Origin of the sequence: Paenibacillus sp. FSL R7-0198 (assembly GCF_038000415.1) — a bacterium.
In the GTDB taxonomy this organism is placed as follows: domain Bacteria; phylum Bacillota; class Bacilli; order Paenibacillales; family Paenibacillaceae; genus Paenibacillus.
Window position 1 is genome coordinate 5,816,038 of record NZ_JBBOCB010000001.1, and the last position, 21,441, is coordinate 5,837,478.

Annotated in this window: 9 protein-coding genes and 1 pseudogene; 7 read left to right on the forward strand and 3 right to left on the reverse strand. The window is 44.6% G+C overall.

Annotation, left to right across the window (positions count from 1 at the left end; genetic code table 11):
- Window positions 1-160: 160 nt before the first annotated feature.
- Window positions 161-598: pseudogene (gene tnpA, locus MKY87_RS25565) on the forward strand (IS200/IS605 family transposase).
- Window positions 599-938: 340 nt separating this feature from the next.
- Here tnpA and MKY87_RS25570 read toward each other — a convergent pair.
- Window positions 939-4,562, reverse strand: coding sequence for an S-layer homology domain-containing protein (locus tag MKY87_RS25570; protein ID WP_340966731.1), 3,624 nt, complete (start codon window positions 4,560-4,562; stop codon window positions 939-941).
- A 416-nt stretch (window positions 4,563-4,978) separates the two neighbouring features.
- Here MKY87_RS25570 and MKY87_RS25575 point away from each other — a divergent pair, with 416 nt between their 5' ends.
- On the forward strand, window positions 4,979-13,003 hold the full coding sequence (locus tag MKY87_RS25575; protein WP_340966732.1) for an immunoglobulin-like domain-containing protein: 8,025 nt from the start codon (window positions 4,979-4,981) through the stop codon (window positions 13,001-13,003).
- A gap of 142 nt (window positions 13,004-13,145) precedes the next feature.
- Here MKY87_RS25575 and MKY87_RS25580 read toward each other — a convergent pair whose 3' ends face one another.
- Window positions 13,146-14,084, reverse strand: coding sequence for an FAD:protein FMN transferase (locus MKY87_RS25580; RefSeq protein WP_340966733.1), 939 nt, complete (start codon window positions 14,082-14,084; stop codon window positions 13,146-13,148).
- Window positions 14,085-14,093: 9 nt separating this feature from the next.
- Entirely contained in the window at window positions 14,094-15,023 is a 930-nt protein-coding gene (locus tag MKY87_RS25585; protein WP_340966735.1) for a LysR family transcriptional regulator, read from the reverse strand.
- A gap of 176 nt (window positions 15,024-15,199) precedes the next feature.
- Here MKY87_RS25585 and MKY87_RS25590 point away from each other — a divergent pair, with 176 nt between their 5' ends.
- The 5 genes from MKY87_RS25590 (at window position 15,200) to MKY87_RS25610 (ending at window position 21,434) form a co-directional block, all read left to right on the forward strand.
- Window positions 15,200-15,817 (forward strand): NADPH-dependent FMN reductase, encoded by a 618-nt coding sequence (locus MKY87_RS25590; protein WP_340966736.1) that lies wholly within the window; start codon window positions 15,200-15,202, stop codon window positions 15,815-15,817.
- Between the two features lie 13 nt (window positions 15,818-15,830).
- On the forward strand, window positions 15,831-18,254 hold the full coding sequence (locus tag MKY87_RS25595; RefSeq protein WP_340966738.1) for a flavocytochrome c: 2,424 nt from the start codon (window positions 15,831-15,833) through the stop codon (window positions 18,252-18,254).
- 254 nt (window positions 18,255-18,508) lie between these two features.
- Window positions 18,509-19,318, forward strand: coding sequence for an alpha/beta hydrolase (locus MKY87_RS25600; protein WP_339784824.1), 810 nt, complete (start codon window positions 18,509-18,511; stop codon window positions 19,316-19,318).
- 46 nt (window positions 19,319-19,364) lie between these two features.
- Window positions 19,365-19,892 carry a MarR family winged helix-turn-helix transcriptional regulator gene (locus tag MKY87_RS25605; protein WP_340966739.1) on the forward strand — a complete coding sequence of 176 codons (528 nt, stop codon included), beginning with the start codon at window positions 19,365-19,367 and terminating at the stop codon, window positions 19,890-19,892.
- Window positions 19,893-20,084: 192 nt separating this feature from the next.
- Window positions 20,085-21,434: an FAD-binding oxidoreductase gene (locus tag MKY87_RS25610; RefSeq protein ID WP_340966741.1), complete on the forward strand. Its 1,350-nt coding sequence runs from the start codon at window positions 20,085-20,087 to the stop codon at window positions 21,432-21,434.
- Window positions 21,435-21,441: the final 7 nt, after the last annotated feature.

Sequence of the window (21,441 nt, forward strand, 5' to 3'; positions counted from 1 at the left end):
CTTGGATCGCTATGCAGTGCGCGGGACGTCAGCCAACGTCCCTTACTACCTGATAATACGAAAACCGCCCGCTATGCGGGTGGAGGAATTGAGGGTCTGACCACCAAGACCATCCCGATAAAATTGAGATGTTCAGGCTGGGTGAAAGGAATGGTCTTCAATGGCAAACAAGAGCTATAGCCTAGCTCACACAAAGTGGATGTGCAAATACCACATTGTATTCACCCCGAAGTATAGACGGAAAGAAATCTATAATCAAGTGAGAAAATACTTAATCGAAATTTTTAGACGTCTATGTAAGTACAAGGGAGTAGAAATTATAGAAGGTCATATGATGCCCGATCATGTTCACATGTTGGTAGCGATTCCACCGAAAATAGCTGTCTCCACGTTTATGGGATATCTAAAGGGAAAGAGTTCGCTAATGATATTCGAGCAGCATGCCTAGCTCAAGTATAAATACGGCAATCGAAAGTTTTGGGAAGAAGGGTACTATGTGAGTACAGTGGGTCTAAATGAAGCAACGGTAAGAAAGTATATTCGTGAACAAGAAGCTCACGATCAAGCGATAGATAAACTGAGTGTAAAAGAATATTAAGATCCATTTAGCAGTAATCGGAGCAAAAAGAAGTAAGACCAGTTTAACTGGTAAGTGAAAGTGACAAATAACACTGAGTCTGAACAGCCGTGCTGTCAGGCTAGCGTCTTTAGGCACAGTTTGGCAACAGGGGGTTATACCCCAAGAGCGAACCACCCGTTGGACGGGTGGTCATGATTGTCATATAAATCAGAACATGCATTAATTAGAATTTTTGGACTTGGGGACGAGCTTGGGGACGAATATTCTAGATGTCAAAAACAGTGCAGTTTGAAAACAGGAGACCCTTCCGGCTGGATACTGTCCAACCGGAAGGGTCTGTATTTTTCTGTATACGCTCTCACTTAGCCGGATATTCAACGAACCTTACAAAGATCGTGGCTACTTCGGCGCGGGTGGCGGTGGCTTTGGGAGCAAAAAAGTTGTCCGGCTTGCCTAATACAATGCCGGTGCCCCGCAGCGCCTGAACGGCCTCCAACGCCCAGGAGCTGATCTCACTCTCGTCTGCAAAGGACTTAGAGTGGCTTTCAGGTAACTCATAGCCTTTGTACTTCATGTAGTTGTAAAGTATCACCAGCATCTGCTCGCGCGTCATCGGTGAATTGGGGTCAAACAGGTCTGCGTTTGTACCGTTGACTATGCCTTTTTCGGCTGCCCACTCGGCTGCCGCCGTGTACCACTGTCCGTCCGTCACGTCGCTAAAGCGGGAACTCGTGTAGCTGGAGAGGTTTACGTTCTCAAGATTGGCCAGTACCTGCACGAACATTGCACGCGTCATTGCGTTGCCCGGTGAGAACGTTGTGGACGTCGTGCCGTTGAAAAGATCGTATGTGTAGGCGAAATTTATATCGTTGTAGAACCAGTCGTCCATATTGGCATCCCTGAAAGGATTGCCCGATATCACAAGGAAGCCCAGTGGGGTGGCGTCATCAAACGCCAGCTCCGTAGCCTCACGGATGTTCAGCGACATGCCGTTGTCTAAGCCAACTCTTGCGCCGCTTGATCCTACCACAACCGTTCCGCCGCTCCGTATCTTCGATCCGCCGTGGATATGCACCTGGTTGCCGTTTGGCAGGTTCACATGCGCGTCTTTGCCGCCTACTGTGATCGTACCGTCGCTCGCGATGGTCGAGCCGCCCGGAATGGTCACTGTGCTGTTGCTGCTAGGGAGGGTCACTTGGGCGCTCTTGTCCGCCGGAATGATCACCTTACCGTATGAGTCTATCGATGTGCCTTCGGGCACCTTGATCTCCGTCCCTCCCTTGGTCGTAATCGTGCCGCCGCCGGGCAGGGTGGTGTTGCCATTTTTGTCTGTGATAGCGGGTTTATCCTTCGGTGTATTCAATGTGTAGGTCGATTTCGACATTCCAGCGTCTGTCCCGGTGTTCGTATTGTTGGTGTTGTGTGTATTACCACTGTTGCTTGTATTACCGTTGTTGCCCGTAGTACCACCAGAACCAGGTACGGTAGGAGTCGTCGTCTTCGTCGGCATGGCCGTCACACTGATCTCCGCGCCGTCGCCCTTCGCGTTCACTGCGATGATGGTGAAGTTGTAGTCTTGGCCGTTTGTCAGGTTCTTAAAGGTATATTGGGTCTCCGTCGCATCCAGTGTGACCGGCGTCACGTTGCCATACCATACCTTGTAGCCCAAGATGGCACTGCCACCGTTGTCAGCAGGGGCGGTCCAGCTCAATGTGACCTGTCCGTCAACGGCTGTCGCCTTGAAGCCGCTCGGAGCACCGGGTACGACCGGTTTTCTCTGCGCGAACATCCAATCAAAGACATCTGTGTAGTCATTGTTCCAAGCCGGCAAGTTAGAGGACTGCGCCGTAGGAGCTATACTCCAAGTTCCCATAGTGATCTGGTTATAAAGAACCGCCGCTTCAACTTCATGCGCTATATAATCAGCCAGAACAGGTGTATTTGCAGGATTAGGCCTCAGATTCGGCTGATCAAATTGATTGTAGGGCCACGTAAGAGCCTCATTACTCTCAAAGCGTGAAGCCCTTGCGTTGATCATTTTCGGCATATTGTTATTAATGAAGTTATTGAGGTTAGTCTGGTAGCCTCCAACATTATGAGCATTTAAAAACATCCAATAGGCCAGGTTGTTGTGAGCGTCATTGTCCTTTGCGTTCGGTGAACCGCTTACTGGGGCCATAGGTGCGGCGGCAGCGAAGAAGCCAGGATGGCTGTTAACTAAGTTGTTTGTATACTGGCCGCCCCATGAGAAGCCCGCCGCGTAAACACGATTAGGATCTACTTCACCGCTGGCAATCAGGGCGTCTATGACCTTCTTAACATTTTCTGTTGAGGGAACAGATACGCCATTATAAGAAATATTCAGTACATGGCTGGCGTACTTATCGGGATTTTGCTCCATCTTTTTCATTAGAGCGACTGAGCCGTTGGCTGATTTCATGGCCGCTTTTTGGTCTGTCGCAGCGTTTGTGCCGCCGCGTGACATACCGTGAGTATAAACATAGAGCGGCAATCCTTTCATCACGTTACCGTCTTCACCCTTGTGAAGGTAGAGCGAGCGATTGACCGAATTGTCCGTGAAAGTTGAGAACTTATCGAGGATTGGATTAACAACCTTTTCCTGTTCAAAAACCACGTTGTGAAGCGGATTTCCTTCTGTCAGTATGATTTCGCCTTTTTGGACAATGGTGTAAACCTGCTTTGTCGAGTTACTGCTGCCATCCAGCGTTGTGTTGCCGCCGCTCTCTGAATAAAACTCGGACTCAACAACGATGTAACGACCACTCGCCAGTCCGTCCTGATAATCTGGTGAATTGCTAACCTGCCCCACATAGCCGCGTACCTTTGGCTCGTCATTAGCGTATACCCTTGTGATTTTGCGTGGTCCTTCAAAGGTCACTGCTTCGCCGTTCAGGGTCGTGTTCCTAGCCGATAAGGCAAACAAGTCCGGATTAAGCGCGGAGCCTAACGCCGACTTCCCCTCGCCTAAATCAATGATAACAGCCGTTGTGTACTCGCCACTGGCGAAGTTGTCATTCCACACGATAAAGGGAAGTATCCCCGCGTCCGGATCATTTTTGAATGTCACATGAATGGTATGGTTAGCCTCAATATTCGAAAAGGTATACGTGCCAGCAGAGAGAGTCACGGTCTCGCCGTCTACCGTTACAGTATCCACAACTTTGCCGTAATCGGGGGTAAACGTAATTTCTTTGTTAGAGCCTCGATCTATTCTCAGAACATCGCCGGGTGGGTTCAACGTTATTCTGCCCCCCGGACCTGCAGTTGCGGTGATTGATAATCTGTTATCCACTTCATTGGCTAAGGTGAGCTGTAGGCTGTCTGTAAATGAAACAGAGCTGGTATAAGCCGCGTCCGGATCTCCGAAACTGGAAACGACTTCATAGCGGTCACCGCCCTTTTCCGTTGAGTTATTAATGTAAACCTCAAAGGTAAGCTTGCCTTCCTCCAAGGTCAAGGTTCTTTTGGGTATTCTCATCTCCACGATATATCCGGTTTCCGTGATCTGGGTCCATGCAGCTCTGCCTGGAGCGGCCTGCCCTGAAAACACACCCGTCGCGCTGACGCGCCATTGGTTTGAGCCTCCGGTTCCGGTGCCAACATAAAACTCCAGACTGTCGTATCGGTGATCTCCACCAGCTCCCTGATATAGATTACTGTCTTGTACAACTACGCGGGCATACAGATAGTCATGATCCCAAAGGATTCTGGCTGTGCCCGTGGCATGGGGTCTTGGGTCGGTGGGCACAGTGCTTTTGTTGATGTGATGCTCCATTGTTTGGCTCCAGAGTGGGTCGTTTGACCCGAGTTCGGGAGTTCCAAAAATGGCGGTGGGTGTTTCATTCGTTACTGCTGCGATCTCGATGTCTTCATTGTCGGCAGCATAGCTCGTAGGCATTAGCGAGGCTGCCATTATGAAGCAACAGAGGAACGCGAGCATTCTACTAAATCGTTTTGGCATAAATGAAAATCCTCCTTATTTTTTGATCCGGTGCGCTCATGGTTTCACCTGCACCATATTTGGAAGCGTTTTACAAGCGCCCAACTATATATATTATGTTTATCAGGGCTTCAATCCTTTAATTTAAACCTAGCGTATATTTAAAAATGAAAACGATTACTTCGAAGTATGGAGATAGTGTTGCAGTCTGCATCAATTTCAAATTGCAATAAAAAAATCCACATTATTAACAAGATAGTACATTGAATTGAAAGTCTTGAATACGTAATATGAGAAGAAATGTAAGCGCATTCTTTTTAAGGCGCTTCTCTATTTCCTTGAGCGAGGTGGTCTAGTTTTAAAGGTGAGAAGGGGTTGTATGCTTCTGAATATTAACCGAAGGGGAGAATGCTATGCGGAAGCGAATATCAATCATAATGTTAGCTTTTCTTTTGACCTTTAGTAGCTGTTGTAGTCTTGTTCTGCCATTTACCAATCAAGCTTCAGCGGACACAATAACTCCAACGATGTTGGCACATTATCCATTGCTTGAGGATGTACAGGATATATCAGGTAATGAAAAGCATGGAACGGCCGTAGGAAACATTACGTACACCGAAGGTCTCACTCTACCCGGGGGAACAGATAGTAATACGAACTACGTTCAGCTTCCTACGGGTTTGTTTGATCATCAAGAAAATACAACGATTTCTGTATGGATCAAGAGCAACACGGGGAGTGGGAACTACTCCGCATTATTCTACGGTACGCCAGCAGCTGGCAATAACTTGCCAACAAATTACTGGATGTTGAATCCATCGAATCCAAGTGGTGATTTTAAGTCAGTATTTACGAATAACAATAATGTTGACCAGCCTTGGACGACTGAGGTAGGGGTATCAGGCATTTCTACGTCACAGTACAAAGGTCAATGGGTTCACTATACAACGGTTATTACAGAAAGCTCTATTACAGGTTACATTAACGGCGTAAGTATAGGCACGACCGCCAAAGAGAAAACAACAGCAAGTTTTGGTATGGATTTGCATGCTTACATCGGTCGCTCCAATTATTTAGGGGATGCTACTTTTGCGGGCAGCTTTCAAGATTTAAGAATTTACGGAGAGGCACTAAATAATGAAGATATCGCTGTAGTATATGAACAATCGTTTAATGAAAAGCAAGTACAACAAGGCAAAATAGAGCTAACTTTAGGTGATATATCGGCAGTTACAGAATCTCTTGAACTACCTACTGAAGATAAGAATGGCGCAATGATCTCATGGACTTCTAGTGATGAGAGTGCGGTTAGTCCAACTGGTGAAGTGTTCTTACGAGAAATGGAGCAACAAGTGACGTTAACTGCAACCATTTCTTTAGATGGAAGCCAGGCAACGAAGGAGTTCATTGTTACCTTACTACCTAAGGATGACTCTGTTGAGCAGATTGCCGTTAAGAATGTCTTGCTTAATGAACCTACATTTATTTTATCAGTGGGGGACAGCAAGACATTAGTGGCTTCGATTTCACCTTCAAATGCAACAAATAAAAGAGTTATCTGGACATCTAGTGACTCCAGTGTAGCGATTGTCAATTCAACGGGTAAAGTTACAGCTGTTAGTGGAGGTACAGCCACAATGACGGTACAGACTGAAGATGGAGAGTTTACAGCCACATCAGCCGTTACCGTTAAGGGAAGCTCGCTAAAAGATGATCTTATTCTTCATTACAACATGAAAACGACTGAAGAAGTAGATGGTCAACTCGTACTGAAGGATGTTGCCAACAAGGCAGTTACATTTGACGGAATATTTAGAAATCCAAACAATGGACAATTCATTTCAAACAGTGAGGTTGGCTTTGTTTCCTTCAATGGAGGAAGCTCTACATCTAATAGTGGGCATGTTGAGATTCCTAAGGGCTCAAATGGACTAGATCTACTACACGGTCTGAATGAGATTACTGTATCTTCAATCGTGAACTGGACGAATGATGGGACGAATCGCTGGATCTTCGGTTTGGGTACTGTATTAACACCAGAAACGAACAAATATTTCTTCGTAACACCACGTCACGGTAGCGGATCAGGTAATATGATTGCGACAGGTATCTCCAAAAATGGCTGGCCAAACGAAGCATTAGTTACAGGTAGCGCAAACTCAAACCTGATCGGTGGGCAGTGGAAGCATGTAACGGTGTCCTTGTCCAAAGCTAGCAATAGGATAACGTTATTCGTGGATGGAGTTAAGGTTGCTTCAGGTAATGCGAAGGGACTAAAGCTGTCAGAAATTATTAACTCGGATGCTCCGTTCTCTGGTTTTATCGGTAAGTCAATCTTCTCAAACGATCCGTATCTTCAAGGTAGCGTAGCTGATTTTCGAGTATATGATCGCGCGTTGACGGAGCAAGAAGTAGGCGAGTTATATCAACAAGAGGGAGCAACTCACATCTCAAAAATACGTCAGCTCACTGTTGATGATGCCGCGAATCAACTTGACATCAGTCGTTACTTAGGTGAAGGCGATAAGAGCGCTGATATGATAACAAGAAACGTTACATTACCGACAAGCGGTAAAAACGGCGTGAGCATTACTTGGAGTTCTAGTCATCCTGATGTCATTTCTAACAGTGGCACTGTACAACGTCCAGCTGTTCAGGAAGGTAATATTCAAGCAAAGCTTACGGCCACTTTAACGTATCAAGGAGTATCAACTACAGCTGTATTCCCTGTCACGATCTTGAAGCAATTCGATGATCAGCAGAAGGTTGATCTGGACGCTGAACAAATAGAGATCTACAATGCTGACAACGTTAAAGGCAACTTACGTCTTGTCACTACAGGTGAACAAGGCTCCACAATTACATGGATATCTAGCAGACCGGCAGTTGTGAAAGGAACGGCTGAAGCGGCTGGTAACGCTACACAGCTAGGTTGGGTAAGCCGTCAAGCTACGGATACGCCCGTTACGCTAATAGCTACAATTACGAATGGTGCAGCTTCTAAAGAGCTCACGTTTAACGTTACGATTAAACAAGCAATTGCGCCAGTTCAGCTTGATGCTTACTTCTTTGCGTACTTTACAGGTGAATATGAGGGTGGTGAAGAGATATCCTTCGCTACAGCTGAAGATCCATTGTTCTGGAAAGGGTTGAATAATGGTAAGTCGATCCTTCAATCTGATATGGGTGAAAAAGGACTTCGTGATCCATTTGTTATTCGGTCACCAGAAGGTGATAAATTCTATATGCTGGCAACCGATTTGAAGATGGGTGAAAGTACAAATTTTGATCAAGCTCAAATTACGGGTAGTCATTACATGATGATATGGGAGTCGGAGGATCTCGTTAACTGGAGCGAGCAGCGGATGATAGAAGTTGCCCCTAAGACTGGAGGGAATACCTGGGCACCAGAAGCAATCTATGATCCAGTAACTGGAGAGTATATCGTATTTTGGGCATCATCGATGAAAAACACAGAGACATATGGTGATTATAACGGAAGACCTGCAGGTCAGTACAATGTGATGTATTACGCAACAACAAGAGACTTCTATAACTTCTCTGAGCCAAAGGTCATGATTGATGAGTCACTTCCAACCATTGATACGACGTTTATTGAGCATAATGATATGTTGTACCGATTCACCAAGTCAGAAGTGAATACCAAAGTGTATGTGGAGAAAGCACCAACTTTTTACTATGACAAGGACGGTATTGCAGCAAACGGCCTTCAATACGACGCTGTTCCTGGTACACGTGACAATAAACTTGGCTTGATCGGAAATAATGGAAACAACGAAGGGCAAACGATTTTTAAGGATAATAATAAAGACAAATGGTATCTGTTCCTTGATTCATGGCCATATCATGTCCGGTATACAACAGATCTGGATAGTAGCACGCAATATATGAACAATGTATTAAGTAGTGATCAATATGCACTTCCGCCAGGACCACGACACGGAACGGTAATTCCAATCTCACGTGCAGAGTATGATGCTTTGCAAGAGAAGTATGCATGGAAAGGTCCAGCACCAGCAACAGACCCGGTTGTACATTACTCATTCGATGCAAATACAGTGAATGGTACAACGTTGAATGACATTTCTGGTAATGGTCATCACGCAACACTAGCAGGTGGAGCAACGATTAATGAAGAGGATCGTATCGGTAAAACGGGTGGTGCACTAGAGCTTAATGGATCAACAGGATATGTGAAGCTGCCAGATAACTTGATTCAATCCTTGAATCTTGAGAAGGCTACGTTCTCTACATGGGTTCAAATGGACAGAAATCAAGCAAATCAAAGAATATTTGATTTTGCTTCCGAGACAGGCAGACAGGTTAACCGCAATACCATGTACTTGAGCACACAAGGTGATACAGGTAGTCTGGAGTTTGCTGTCGTAACACCTTTTACAGAGAAATTTAGCAGTGACAGCACGAAACTTGGATCAGATTATAAATATGCGGTTAGAAATGCTGGACTATTACCAACGAAGACTTGGCAGCATGTTGCCATTACAATGGATGAATTTGATGCAGTATTGTATGTGAATGGTCAAGAGGTTAAACGTAGCTCAACATTTAACGTTGAGCCGAGAATGTTACTGGAAACAACGATGAATTATATTGGCAAATCGAGAAACGGCTCTCATAGTCTATTTGATGGTAAATTTGATGATTTCCGTATTTATAATCGTGCATTATCCGTTGAAGAGATTGCAACATTAGCTGATGAAGACGTTACTCCTCCAGTAGAGCAGCCATCTGAGGCAGAGCTCATTCTTCACTACGATATGAATGATATCGATGGTGCAACGGTTATTGACCAAACAGGAAACTTCAACGGAAAATGGATGAATCCGTCAAAAGCAGAATGGATTCGTACACAAGATGCTGGTGTACTAAGCTTTACTGGTGGCACAACTAACTCTTATGTAGAACTACCACAAGGAGTTCTCGATGGATTAACGGATATGACCGTTTCATCCATTGTGAACTGGAGCGGTAAAAACGCTGCGGAGTGGTTATATGCATTAGGAAGACCAAACAATAATACGCACTATACGTATTTCACACCACGTTATAACGCTAACGGTCTAGCTCGCCTTGGTATCGCGACGAATGCTTGGAATAATGAGTCATCAACTTCTACCACGGGCTTAAAGAATAATGAATGGAAAGTAGTTACGACTGTTGTTTCAGGCACGGATGGTACACTTACGCTTTATATTGATGGTGTTGCAGTTGCATCAGGCTCAACGAATGGACTGACACTAGAACAAATAAAAAATACTTCAGGCAGTAGTGGAACCATCGGTAAGTCATTTTATCCAGCTGATCCATACTTCGGTGGTATGATTGCAGACTTCCAAATCTATGATGGTGCTATGACTGCGGCAGATATTACATCACTTAAGGCTCATGCAGATCAGAAGATTGCTTTAATGGAGGGTATGCTTGTATCGGCTGCGACGGAGAAATTAACGATTCATGATCTTCTTGCTGCTAATGCATCAAAAGATACGATTACAAGCAATGTCACATTGCCAACATCAGGCGCTTATGGCACAACAATAAGCTGGACTTCAGATAAGGGGAATGTCATCTCAACTACAGGTGCCGTAACCAGACCAGCTAACGCAAAAGGTGATCAAGTTGTAACGTTAACAGCAGTATTTACAGATGGTACAGAGACAGTTAACAAAACTTTTCAGTTGACGGTTAAGGCATTGCCAAACGATGTCAATTCTGTAGATGAAGCAAAAGCAGCACTAGTCGTTCATAACATTAATGATGTAAGAGGTCATATAACACTACCAGCATCTGGACTATATGGAACAACAATTACTTGGGCTTCTGCACAACCAAACGTCGTTTCAGTTACTGGAGAAGTAAAACGTCCGGCACACGGTAGTGGAAATGTAGACGTGAAGCTTACAGCTACGATTAAGTTGAATTCAGCATCCACTACGAAGGAATTCATTGCAAAGGTGAAGGAACTGCCTGCTGATGAAAAATATGCGGGATACTTTTTCACATATTTCACTGGAGAAGGTACTGCAACAGGCGAGCAAGTTTACTTTGCACTAAGTAACGGCAATGATCCATTGAACTGGCGAGAATTGAATGATGGTAAACCCGTATTGACCTCTACATTAGGGGAGAAAGGGGTACGTGATCCGTTCATTATTCGTTCGCCTGAAGGTGACAAGTTCTACATGATCGCTACCGATCTGAAAATTAACGGCAATGGTAACTGGGGCAGAGCACAGACATGGGGCAGTCGTTCCATTATGGTGTGGGAATCGAATGATCTAGTCAACTGGACAGATCAACGCATGGTAGAGGTTGCACCGGAAGAAGCGGGTAATACATGGGCACCAGAAATTATGTACGACAAGACAACGGGTGAATATATCGTATTTTGGGCATCCAGAATGTTTGATGACGCATCCCATACAGGCAGTGCTTATCAAAAAATGATGTATAGCAAGACAAGAGATTTCTATACGTTTACGGAACCGCAAGTATATTTGGATTATGGATATTCCATCATTGACACAACGATGATTGAGCATGAAGGAAAAGTGTATCGCTTTACGAAGGATGAGCAAGACAACGGAGCTTCTGCTCCATTTGGTAAGATGATCTTCCAAGAGGTGGGTGACTCGATCTTAGATCCAACCTTCAAGATGATTAATCAAGGCGTTGGTAACATCAAATGGGTCGAGGGTCCAACGATCTTCAAATCGAATACAGATGAAAAATGGTATTTATTCGTAGATGAGTTTGGTGGAAGAGGTTATGTTCCATTCGAGACAACCAATCTTGCATCAGGTGTCTGGACATTATCTTCTAACTACAATTTACCAGCTAGTCCGCGACACGGAACGGTAATTCCAATTACACAACGTGAGTATGATGCACTCAACGGGAAGAACGTACCCGTTAGCGGAATTAGCTTGGACAAAACGACGTTGTCAATTGTAGCAGGTCAATCAGGGCAATTGACAGCTACGGTAGTACCAGCTAATGCAACGAAAAAAGCAGTAACATGGAGCTCAAGCAATACAGCTGTTGCTACTGTAAGTGCGACAGGTCAAGTAACAGCAGTGGCACCAGGAACAGCAAGCATTACAGTAACTACAGTGGATGGTGGTTTATCATCCAGCGCTACGGTAACGGTAACACCATTGGTTGATGGAACACCACAAGCACCAGGCAGTGGTAATGGAAATGGTGGCGGTGACGGTAACATCCCTGCACCTACAGTACCAACAGCTCCAGGTGGAAATGAGCCAGTGGTCATGGACAACGGACAAATAAACATTAAACCAGTTGTAAATGAGAGCGGTACTTCTGAAGTGAAGTTAAGTACGGATACAATGAAGCGTGCGCTTGATCAAACGACAGGCGGTAAGTTACACATGCGAGTTGAAGCTGATGCAAGCTTGAACGGGCTAACGATTGAGCTAGCCGTAGATCCGCGTTTAACAAGTGGATCTTCTACGGTAGATCGCATCGAGATCAACACAGGCTCTGCAGTTGTAACCTTGGCAACCGAACTGCTTGGAACAGGAACAAATGCCGGGAAAACGTTAGGATTGTCGATTAAGAAAATAACAGCTAATCAATTGCCAGCTGGCGCACAAGCTCAGCTGAACGGTGAAGTCGTATACGATATCGAGCTAACGATGGATGGTAAGAAACTTACGGAGTTTGATGGTAGAGATGATCTCGTGATTGCATTGCCATACACATTAAAGGCTACCGAAAATCCCAACAACGTCGTCGTATACGATGTGAAGGACAACGGAGAGCTAAGAGTCGTGACGAATGGTAAATACAATGCAGCGACAGGAAAAGTAGAGTTCAAGCCAACGTATCTAAGCAAGTATACGGTAGCATATGTTGCAACGAGCTTTAAGGATGTGACCCAAGACTGGGCGAAGGATGCAATCTCAGCATTGGGAGCAAGAGGTATAGTGAAGGGTGTAGGCGACGGCGAGTTTAATCCGAATGGTCAAGTGACAAGAGCAGAATTCATCACCATGCTGATGAAGTTGTTTGAACTATTGGATGAGAGCGCAACGACAAGTTTTAATGATGTGAAGCAAGGAGAATGGTACCATGGACATATCGCAACCGCGCAGAAGCTGGGGATTGTGAACGGGAAACCAGATGGACGATTCGGAGTTCATGAGAACATTACACGAGAAGATATGGCGGTTATGGTATACAAGGCGATCCAAATGAAGCAACTAGCGTTAGCAAGTGGTGAAGCTACAGCCTTCAAGGATGAAGCAAACATCGCAAGTTATGCGAAGCAAGCGGTAGAGGCAATTCAGGGTGCGGGCATAATAATCGGTGTAGGCAACGATGAGTTTGCACCGAAGAAGAATGCTAGCCGTGCAGAAGCAGCAGTGATGATCTATAATATGTTGGGTTTGATGTAGACACGTGAAGTAAAGGGCAGTTGCTATTGATTCACTCTGATAATAAAGTTGGGCGGAAGAACTTTTTCCGTCCACTTTATTATTTGTTTAATCAGTGAGTGGGATGAAAAATGCTATCAACTATGTCATAGGTCTGTTCACTTTACCTTAATACGGGCTCAATTCTCCCTCTAAGATTATCTGTATAGGCCAGATTTCCATCCGTCGTAATTACGGCAGCTTCGATATGTTTCATTTGATTTACTTGATGAATAATCGAGACCGCATCTAACCCAAATAATTCTGTAGTATATATATCACAGTCGAGCGATCGATCCGCAATAATTGTTAAAGAAGCGATATTACTTTCGATGGGATAACCTGTTCTGCTGTTAAATATATGATGGTACTGACTCCCTTCCTTTTCTAAAACTCTCTCGTATATTCCTGATGTAACAACGGATTGCTCGCGTATACTAACGAGTGCTGCTGCATTTCCTCTAGGTAAAAAGGGATTTTGGATTCCAACCTTCCAGTAACTGGACCCGGTGGGAGAATCGCCATGAACCAGAACATTGCCGCCCATATCGACCATAGCTGATGCAGCTCCGTTTTTTTTGAAAAATGACATAACTTGATCGGCAAAATAACCTTTAGCAATCGCTCCAAGGTCGATTTCCATGCCCTTTTTGAATAAATGAACCGTTTGCTGCTCATCGTCAAGCTGTATATGCTCCGGATTCAAGAGCTCCAGCGCCGCTTTAATCTCTGTATCCTCCGGCACATGTGCCTCGCGGAAACCAATTCTCCACAATTTGATCAAAGGCCCTATCGCAATATTTAAAAATGAATCTTTATTCAGGCTGTGTTCTTTGCCTATCTTTATAAGATCATACAATTCCTTGTCTACTCTAAGCGGATGTGATGCGGCTTCTTTTTTTAACATGGCAAGCTGCGAGTACTCACTGTTGGCACTAAATACTTGTTCATAACGGATGAGCATATTCACTGCTTCCTCGGCAAGCTCTTCAGCATCTGTCCCCTCGATATAGAGAGATATGTTCGTTCCCATGAGCGGTATCGTTCTCGTAAAAGTTTTCATGATAGCCTCCTATATTGCACATTGTTGTCCGTGATTGAGAAAAGTATGGATGAGGTCATGATCCACGCTATTCAACTTTTTTTCTCCATGATGGGCTATAAAATAATCCAGACTCATCTTCTCTACAGGGATAGGATAGATGTTGTATTCCGAAGGGCACTCCTTGATATGAATGCTTTCAGGCACAAAGGTCAGACCTAAATTATGCTTTGCCAGCTTCAGTACCGTATAGATTTCTTTGCTCTCCATCACGATATTAGGCTGTATCTTGTAAACACTGAGCAATTGATCAATTTGTTTTCGGATTGCCGAACCCTTGGACGTTAGAATAAGCTGTTGATTCAAAATGGTGCTGATCTCAATCGTGCCCTCCTGGATGACTGCAACATTCTCTTGATATAATTCGCAGCAACGCGGAATGATGGCCTGGTAACTGTGCCTGCCCCAGTTAAACGAGTTCAAGTTAGGGGAGATACTACTTGAATTTTGCCCAATCCAGAAGTCCAACTCATTATTTTGGAGACGTTTCTCATTTTTTTCAGGTAAATCCTCGACAAGATTAATTTTATAAGCAGGATGAAGCTCCAGAAAATCTGGTAAAAAAAGGGGCGTTAAGTACGCACCGAGGCTCGGAAGAATGCCGATCCGTAACACTTTATTGTCAATATCCGATACATATGAGATTTCCCTTATAAGCTTGGCGTAGCTATGTTCGAGTGACGTTAGGTATTGATAATATATTTTCCCCTGCTCGGTTAATCGGTACGGAAGTTTGTTGCGAGTGATTAGCTCACAGCCCAACTCACTTTCGATTTTCTTGATAACCTTAGTGAGGTAGGGCTGAGATATGTAAAGGGATTGGGCAGCTCTGCTATAGTTACTGTATTTCAATAGGCTGTCAATGTAACACAAGATATCTTGAGATTCTAACTTAGACATGTTCCTCACCCTTTGTGAAAAAAGTAACAAACTTTGAATTTGAGGTGATTATAACAAATTAGTTATCAAACTGCAATGAATAACTATTAGATCATTTGAGCTTTGAATGTTAGAGTTATGCCGAAAGAACGAGTCTGACATTTACGAACATCATCTCGAATGACAGAGAGGGGATTATGATGAACTATTTAGCTATCGTGGGCACAAATTCGGATGTGTCAACCAACCGGACGCTACTTCAATTTATGCAAAAGCATTTTGCTAGTGAAGCCCAGATTGACTTGTTTGAAATTAAGGATTTGCCTGCTTTTATTGAAAAAGATGAATTAGAGGATGCTGAAGTTGATATTCCTGTGAAGGTACAAGACTTATTAGATCAAATCTCTAAAGCGGAAGGTGTCATTATCGCTACTCCTGAGTATGACCATGCGATTCCTGCCGTTCTGAAAAGTGCGCTGGAATGGATCAGTTATACCACTCAAACCTTGAAAGACAAGCCGGTTCTGATTGTGGGTGCTTCACATGGTGCACTCGGTTCTTCCAGGGCACAAGCGCACCTTAGACAAATCCTGGATTCGCCTGAGCTTGGTGCGAGAATGATGCCTAGCAGCGAGTTTCTTTTGGGAAAATCACAGAGTGCATTTGATAGTAGTGGTAATCTCATTGACGCTGACAAAGTAGCGGAGCTTGACGAAATCTTCAGGGAGTTTGTTTTGTTTACGGAGATCACTACGGAACTGCTGTCAAAACGAACGTTGAAGAAAAAAACGAAAAAATTTTCCTGGCAAGAGTAGGGGGCTAATCACAATGAAAATCATAGCGATCGTTGGCACAAATGCAAAGAAATCGTATAATCGCAAGCTGCTTCAATTCATGCAAAAGCATTTTGAGTCCAGAGCAGCCATTGAAATCCTCGATATTACAGATGTTCCGATGTTTAATCAGTCCGATAACCAAACAAACAGTGCAATTATACAATCGTTTAATGAAAAAATTATGGCAAGTGATGGTGTCATTATTGCGACTCCAGAATATAACCATTCCATCCCTTCATCCCTTAAAAGCCTGCTGGAATGGTTGAGCTTTGAAATCCATCCGCTAGCTGGCAAACCCGTGATGATCATTGGTGCGTCACAGGGAACACAAGGTTCCTCGCGTGCACAGTTGCATCTTCGTCAAATCCTGGATGCACCAGGTGTCGAAGCTAACGTGATGCCAGGGTATGAATTTTTGCTTGGCAGCGCACATAAAGCATTTGACGAATCAGGTAACCTGAACAATGAAGGAACGATCGATTTCCTGGAAACATGTTTCCTGCGGTTCCTTCGGTTTGCCAAAATTTCAAATCAGTTGAACGAAGAAGAAGAATTCACTTATCATCCCGGTGTGTATGAGGTCAATGCCATAGGTCATAGTGGCAATCTGCCGATGAAGGTATCCTTTAGTGAAAATCGGATCGAAAGCATCGATATTGATTCCACGGGAGAAACCGAAGGTATCGCGGATGTTGTTTTTGTAAGAATCCCGAATAAAATTATCGAGGGACAGACGCTGAATGTGGATGCTCTCTCCGGTGCTTCTGAAACGAGTAACGCTGTGATTAACGGTGTATCCAAAGCGGTTAAACTTGCCGGAGTTAACCCGGATATTCTGAAAAGACGTCCAAAACCTGCCAGCAGTCAGATGAAGAATGATGAGGAATATATTTGTGATGTAGTCGTTGTAGGAGGAGGCGGCGCTGGACTCAGTGCGGCTGCTACAGCTTTACAGTATGGAGCAAGTGCGATTGTGCTTGAGAAATATCCTGCTGTTGGGGGAAACACGATCCGCTCAGGTGGTCCTGTTAATGCTGCAGATCCTGTATGGCAACAACAGTTCACTGAGAATCCAGGGGAAAGACAGACGATTGAGAATTTATTAAGTACCGATGAGAGCTTGATCCATCCGGAATATATCGATGATTTTCATGCACTCAAAGAAGAGTTTACTGCGTATCAGGAACAGTTCGGTACAGAAAAGGCTTATTTATTTGATTCCCCGCTGCTTCACAGAATGCAAACGTATTTCGGGGGCAAACGAACGGACCTGAATGGAAACACGATCTATGGACAGTACGATCTGGTTAAAGTACTTACAGACCATGCCTTGGAAAGTGTGCAATGGCTTGAGGATATCGGTGTTGAATACGATAAGAGCATCGTGTTTGCTCCAGTGGGTGCCCTTTGGCGCCGTGGTCATAAACCTGTCAAAAGTTATGGCTCTGCCTTTATCATTGCACTTAGCAAATATGTAGAAGAGCATTCAGGAAAAATTATTACAGATAGCCCGGTCAAACAACTGATCATCGAAGATGGAAAAATAACAGGTGTCATCGCAACCGGAGTTAACGGACAGAAAATTACCATTCATGCAAAAGCGGTTGTTCTTGCTAGTGGTGGTTTTGGTGCAAATACACAGATGCTCAAGGAATATAACACGTACTGGAGCCATATTGACGATGATATCAAAACAACAAATTCCTATGCGATGACGGGTGATGGAATATCGCTTGGTAAGAGTGCAGGAGCAGCACTGACAGGCATGGGCTTCACTCAAATGATGCCGGTAGCCGATCCGGAAACGGGCGAACTCTTCAGTGGACTACAAGTACCGCCTGAAAACTTTGTCATTGTGAACAAAAAGGGAGAACGATTTGTTAATGAATTCTCTGGACGAGATGTCTTAACAAAAGCGGCTATCGAGCAGGGAAGTTTATTTTACCTGATTGCGGATGACGAGATTAAGAAAACCGCAGCGAATACAAGCCAGGAAAAGATAGACCGTCAGGTCGAAGCAGGTACCTTGTTCAGAGCCGATACCATAGAAGAACTGGCAGTGAAAATCAATATGGAACCTGAAGTTCTTAGAAATACGATTGATAAGTATAACTCATATGTGGATGCGGGCTTTGATCCGGAGTTCCATAAGGATACGTTTAGCTTAAAAGTCGAGAAGTCTCCATTCTATGCTACGCCTAGAAAACCGGCGGTTCATCATACAATGGGTGGTATCCGGATCGACACCCAAACTCGCGTATTGGATGAAAACGGTCAGCCGATTGCACATCTGTATGCCGCTGGGGAAGTTGCAGGAGGTATACATGCAGGCAACCGTTTAGGCGGTAATGCCTTGACGGATATCTTTACTTTTGGGCGAATCGCTGGTAAGACTGCTGTTGATGAGATGAACTAAATGCTAAATGCCTCCCACTAAACACAAGGATTCTCGAGTGTTTAGTGGTTTTTTTATGATTCATAGCAGTGATACTTATTTATTTGAGAACGCTTTAAATTTACTGTGGACAACAGCCATGTCGGATGATATATTGTTTCTGTAAGAAACAATATTATTTTTGATTGAAATAATAATAAGCGTGTCCATGGTAGGGCGGAGGATATGATCTCTCGGTGCTTAAGCTTGGACATCACAAAAAGGACGGGGAAACGATGACTAAAATTGAGAAAAGCATTCAATCCTTTGACGGTACACAGCTTTATTTCAGCAAGGATACAGTAGAAAATGCAAAAGCCGCTGTTGTTATTGTACACGGACTAGCTGAGCATGCAGGGCGCTACGATTATGTGACAGAGAAGCTGAGCCAGCGCGGGTTTAACGTATATCGCTTTGACCATCGCGGTCATGCCAGATCGGAAGGACAGCGAACGTTCTATAAAGAATTTGATCATCTTATTGAAGATGTTCATGTCATTGTTGAGGCGGCATTGCAAGAGAGCGGTGATCTTCCACTGTTTGTGATCGGGCATAGTATGGGGGGGTTTGCAACCTCATCCTTTGGAACGAAATATCCTGGCAAGGTTAAAGGCATCGTGCTATCCGGAGCGCTCACTCGTTACAATACAAAAGTTGCCGGAGAACTGCCGATGGATCTTCCTACAGGCACGTATTTCCCGAATGAACTGGGCAGCGGTGTATGCAGCGATCCTGAAGTTGTATCCGCTTACGCAAATGACCCACTGGTGGAAAAGCAGATCTCTGTAGATTTATTTAACAGTCTGGGAAATGGCATAACATGGCTCAAGGAGAACGCCAGACAGTTTACAGATCCCGTGCTTGTACTGCATGGAGCCAATGATGGACTGGTCAGCGAAAAGGATTCTCGTGACTTTTACGGGGATATCGCTTCAACGGATAAAACACTCAAAATATATGCTCATCTGATGCATGAGATATTTAATGAACCGACTCGTGATGATGTGATTGAAGAAGCCATTACATGGATTGAAAAACGGATCTGATTTCAGTAGAGTAAGAGAGAGAATCTGAATATGAAAGGGATTACGCATGAAATTAGATTGGATGGGCGACCATCGGGCACTGATTGAGAAAATTATCAAATACGGTAATGCGTACTCAAACACCTATAAGCTGCAGCGAAGTTATGGTACAGATATGATGTTCTCGGCTTCACAGATTCAGACCCTGGAATACATTCTGGAAGCCGAGGACAAGGAAGAGAAGATGTCGGAAATGGCCGCACGCCTGGGCGTAAGCCGGAGTACATTTTCCAAAAATGTGAAGAATCTAACGGAAAAAGGTCTGCTCGAAAAATTTCATTTAAGCGGCAACCGCAAAGACATATACGTCAAACCTTCGGCAAAAGGTCGAGAGGTATATGCGAAGTACACCGAATTTGTAAGGGAGCTTTGCTTTGATGAGATTTTCAAGTATGCAGATCAGATTTCGGATGTGGACAAGCAGAATTTTATTCGCATCATGGATTTGTTTGCCGATGTGCTCGTCTGGTATGGTGAAAAAGAACAGGAAGCGCGCAAGTTAATCAGAATTGATTCTGATTTGAGCAAAGACTAGTTCAACAACATGAAAGGGATTTTCCTCAAGGCTGTCTGTGGCCTGAAAGGGAAATTCCTTTTTGCTTGCTCTGAGACACTAACCTTGAAATTAAGGCACCAGCCCATTCCCTCCGCGAATGTCCGTCATACAGTATAAAGTGCTTGATGCAGCAGAGGCTGTAGGACAATTATTCAGCAGGGAGTGGGATGTGTGAAATCATCAACCAAGCTTACCGGACGGGTTATTTACAAAGGTGATCCAGGATATGAAGCGGCGCGTAAGAACTGGGACCCGCATACGGACAGATTTCCCAAAGTTTTTGTTTTTGCCCAACGGACGAAGGATGTATCCAACGCGATCCGATGGGCTCGTGAGAATAATGTTCCGATTCGTCCGCGGAGTGGCAGACATGCGCTGGAAGTGAATCTTTCCCAAGTGAATGGCGGTATCGTGATTGATGTGAGTGATCTGAATTCCATCAAACTTGATAAAAAAAATGGAACGGTTGTTGTTGGAACAGGAAACCGAGTGGGAAGAATTGCAAACACCCTTGCGAAACAAGGATTCATAGCTCCTTTTGGTGACAGCCCTACTGTCGGGATCGGTGGAATTACATTAGGTGGGGGAATTGGGCCTCTCCAGCGTACCATCGGTCTTATCAGTGATAACCTGCTTGAGGTAGAGATGGTGGACGCCAAAGGAAAAGTGATTCGGGCCAATAAAAATCGTAATTCAGATCTCTTTTGGGCCTCGCGGGGAGGCGGCGGTGGTAACTTCGGAGTATACACTCGTTACAAATTCAAAGTGCGCCGTGCTCCAGCGAAGGCTACTGTATTTAAAATCACCTGGCCATGGTCTCAATTCGAAGAGGTACTTAAAGTATGGCAGAGGTGGGCTCCCTCAGTTGATACGAGATTGGGCAGCGAGTTGTCCATCGGACCGAAAAAGGGTGGCAACGTCCTAATGGAAGGGCTGTTCTTAGGCTCTAAAACAGAGGCTCTCCGTTTATTACAGCCAATTACGAGTGTTGGCAAACCGACGAGCTCCGTTGTTCGTTTGTTACCTTACACGGAAGTTGTGAAGTTCTTATTACAACCTGATCCGACCGAGACTCAACGGTATAGCAACCAGTTCTCGTCCGGTTTTGGACAGAAACCATTCCCTGACAAAGCCATCAAATCGATGCGCGCATTTTTGGAGAACTTGGAAGAGGGGCCAGGCGGCTTCTATTTCCTCAACTGGGGCGGAGCAGTAAGTCGCAAATCACCTAGATCAACCGCCTTCTTCTGGCGTAAAGAGAAGTTCTATGTGGAATGGACCAGTACGTGGCTCAAACCATCCCATGGCGCCAAAAATATCGCACTCGCTCGTAATACTCGGAAGAAATTGCAACCATACATTGTGGGTTCCTATATCAACGTTCCAGACCAAGGGATCAAGAATTCCGGTCCAGTGTACTATGGAGCCAACTATGCCAGACTGCGGAGAGTCAAAGCCAAGTATGACCCGAAAAATGTGTTTAACAATCCGCAAAGCATCACGCCGGCTCGGATCGTGTAGTCCATGT

Coding starts and splice junctions, on each gene's coding strand:
- MKY87_RS25570 (WP_340966731.1), bottom strand. CDS start 4,562: ATGCCAAAACGATTTAGTAGAATGCTCGCGTTCCTCTGTTGCTTCATA.
- MKY87_RS25585 (WP_340966735.1), bottom strand. CDS start 15,023: ATGTCTAAGTTAGAATCTCAAGATATCTTGTGTTACATTGACAGCCTA.
- MKY87_RS25605 (WP_340966739.1), top strand. CDS start 19,365: ATGAAATTAGATTGGATGGGCGACCATCGGGCACTGATTGAGAAAATT.
- MKY87_RS25580 (WP_340966733.1), bottom strand. CDS start 14,084: ATGAAAACTTTTACGAGAACGATACCGCTCATGGGAACGAACATATCT.
- MKY87_RS25595 (WP_340966738.1), top strand. CDS start 15,831: ATGAAAATCATAGCGATCGTTGGCACAAATGCAAAGAAATCGTATAAT.
- MKY87_RS25590 (WP_340966736.1), top strand. CDS start 15,200: ATGATGAACTATTTAGCTATCGTGGGCACAAATTCGGATGTGTCAACC.
- MKY87_RS25600 (WP_339784824.1), top strand. CDS start 18,509: ATGACTAAAATTGAGAAAAGCATTCAATCCTTTGACGGTACACAGCTT.
- MKY87_RS25575 (WP_340966732.1), top strand. CDS start 4,979: ATGTTAGCTTTTCTTTTGACCTTTAGTAGCTGTTGTAGTCTTGTTCTG.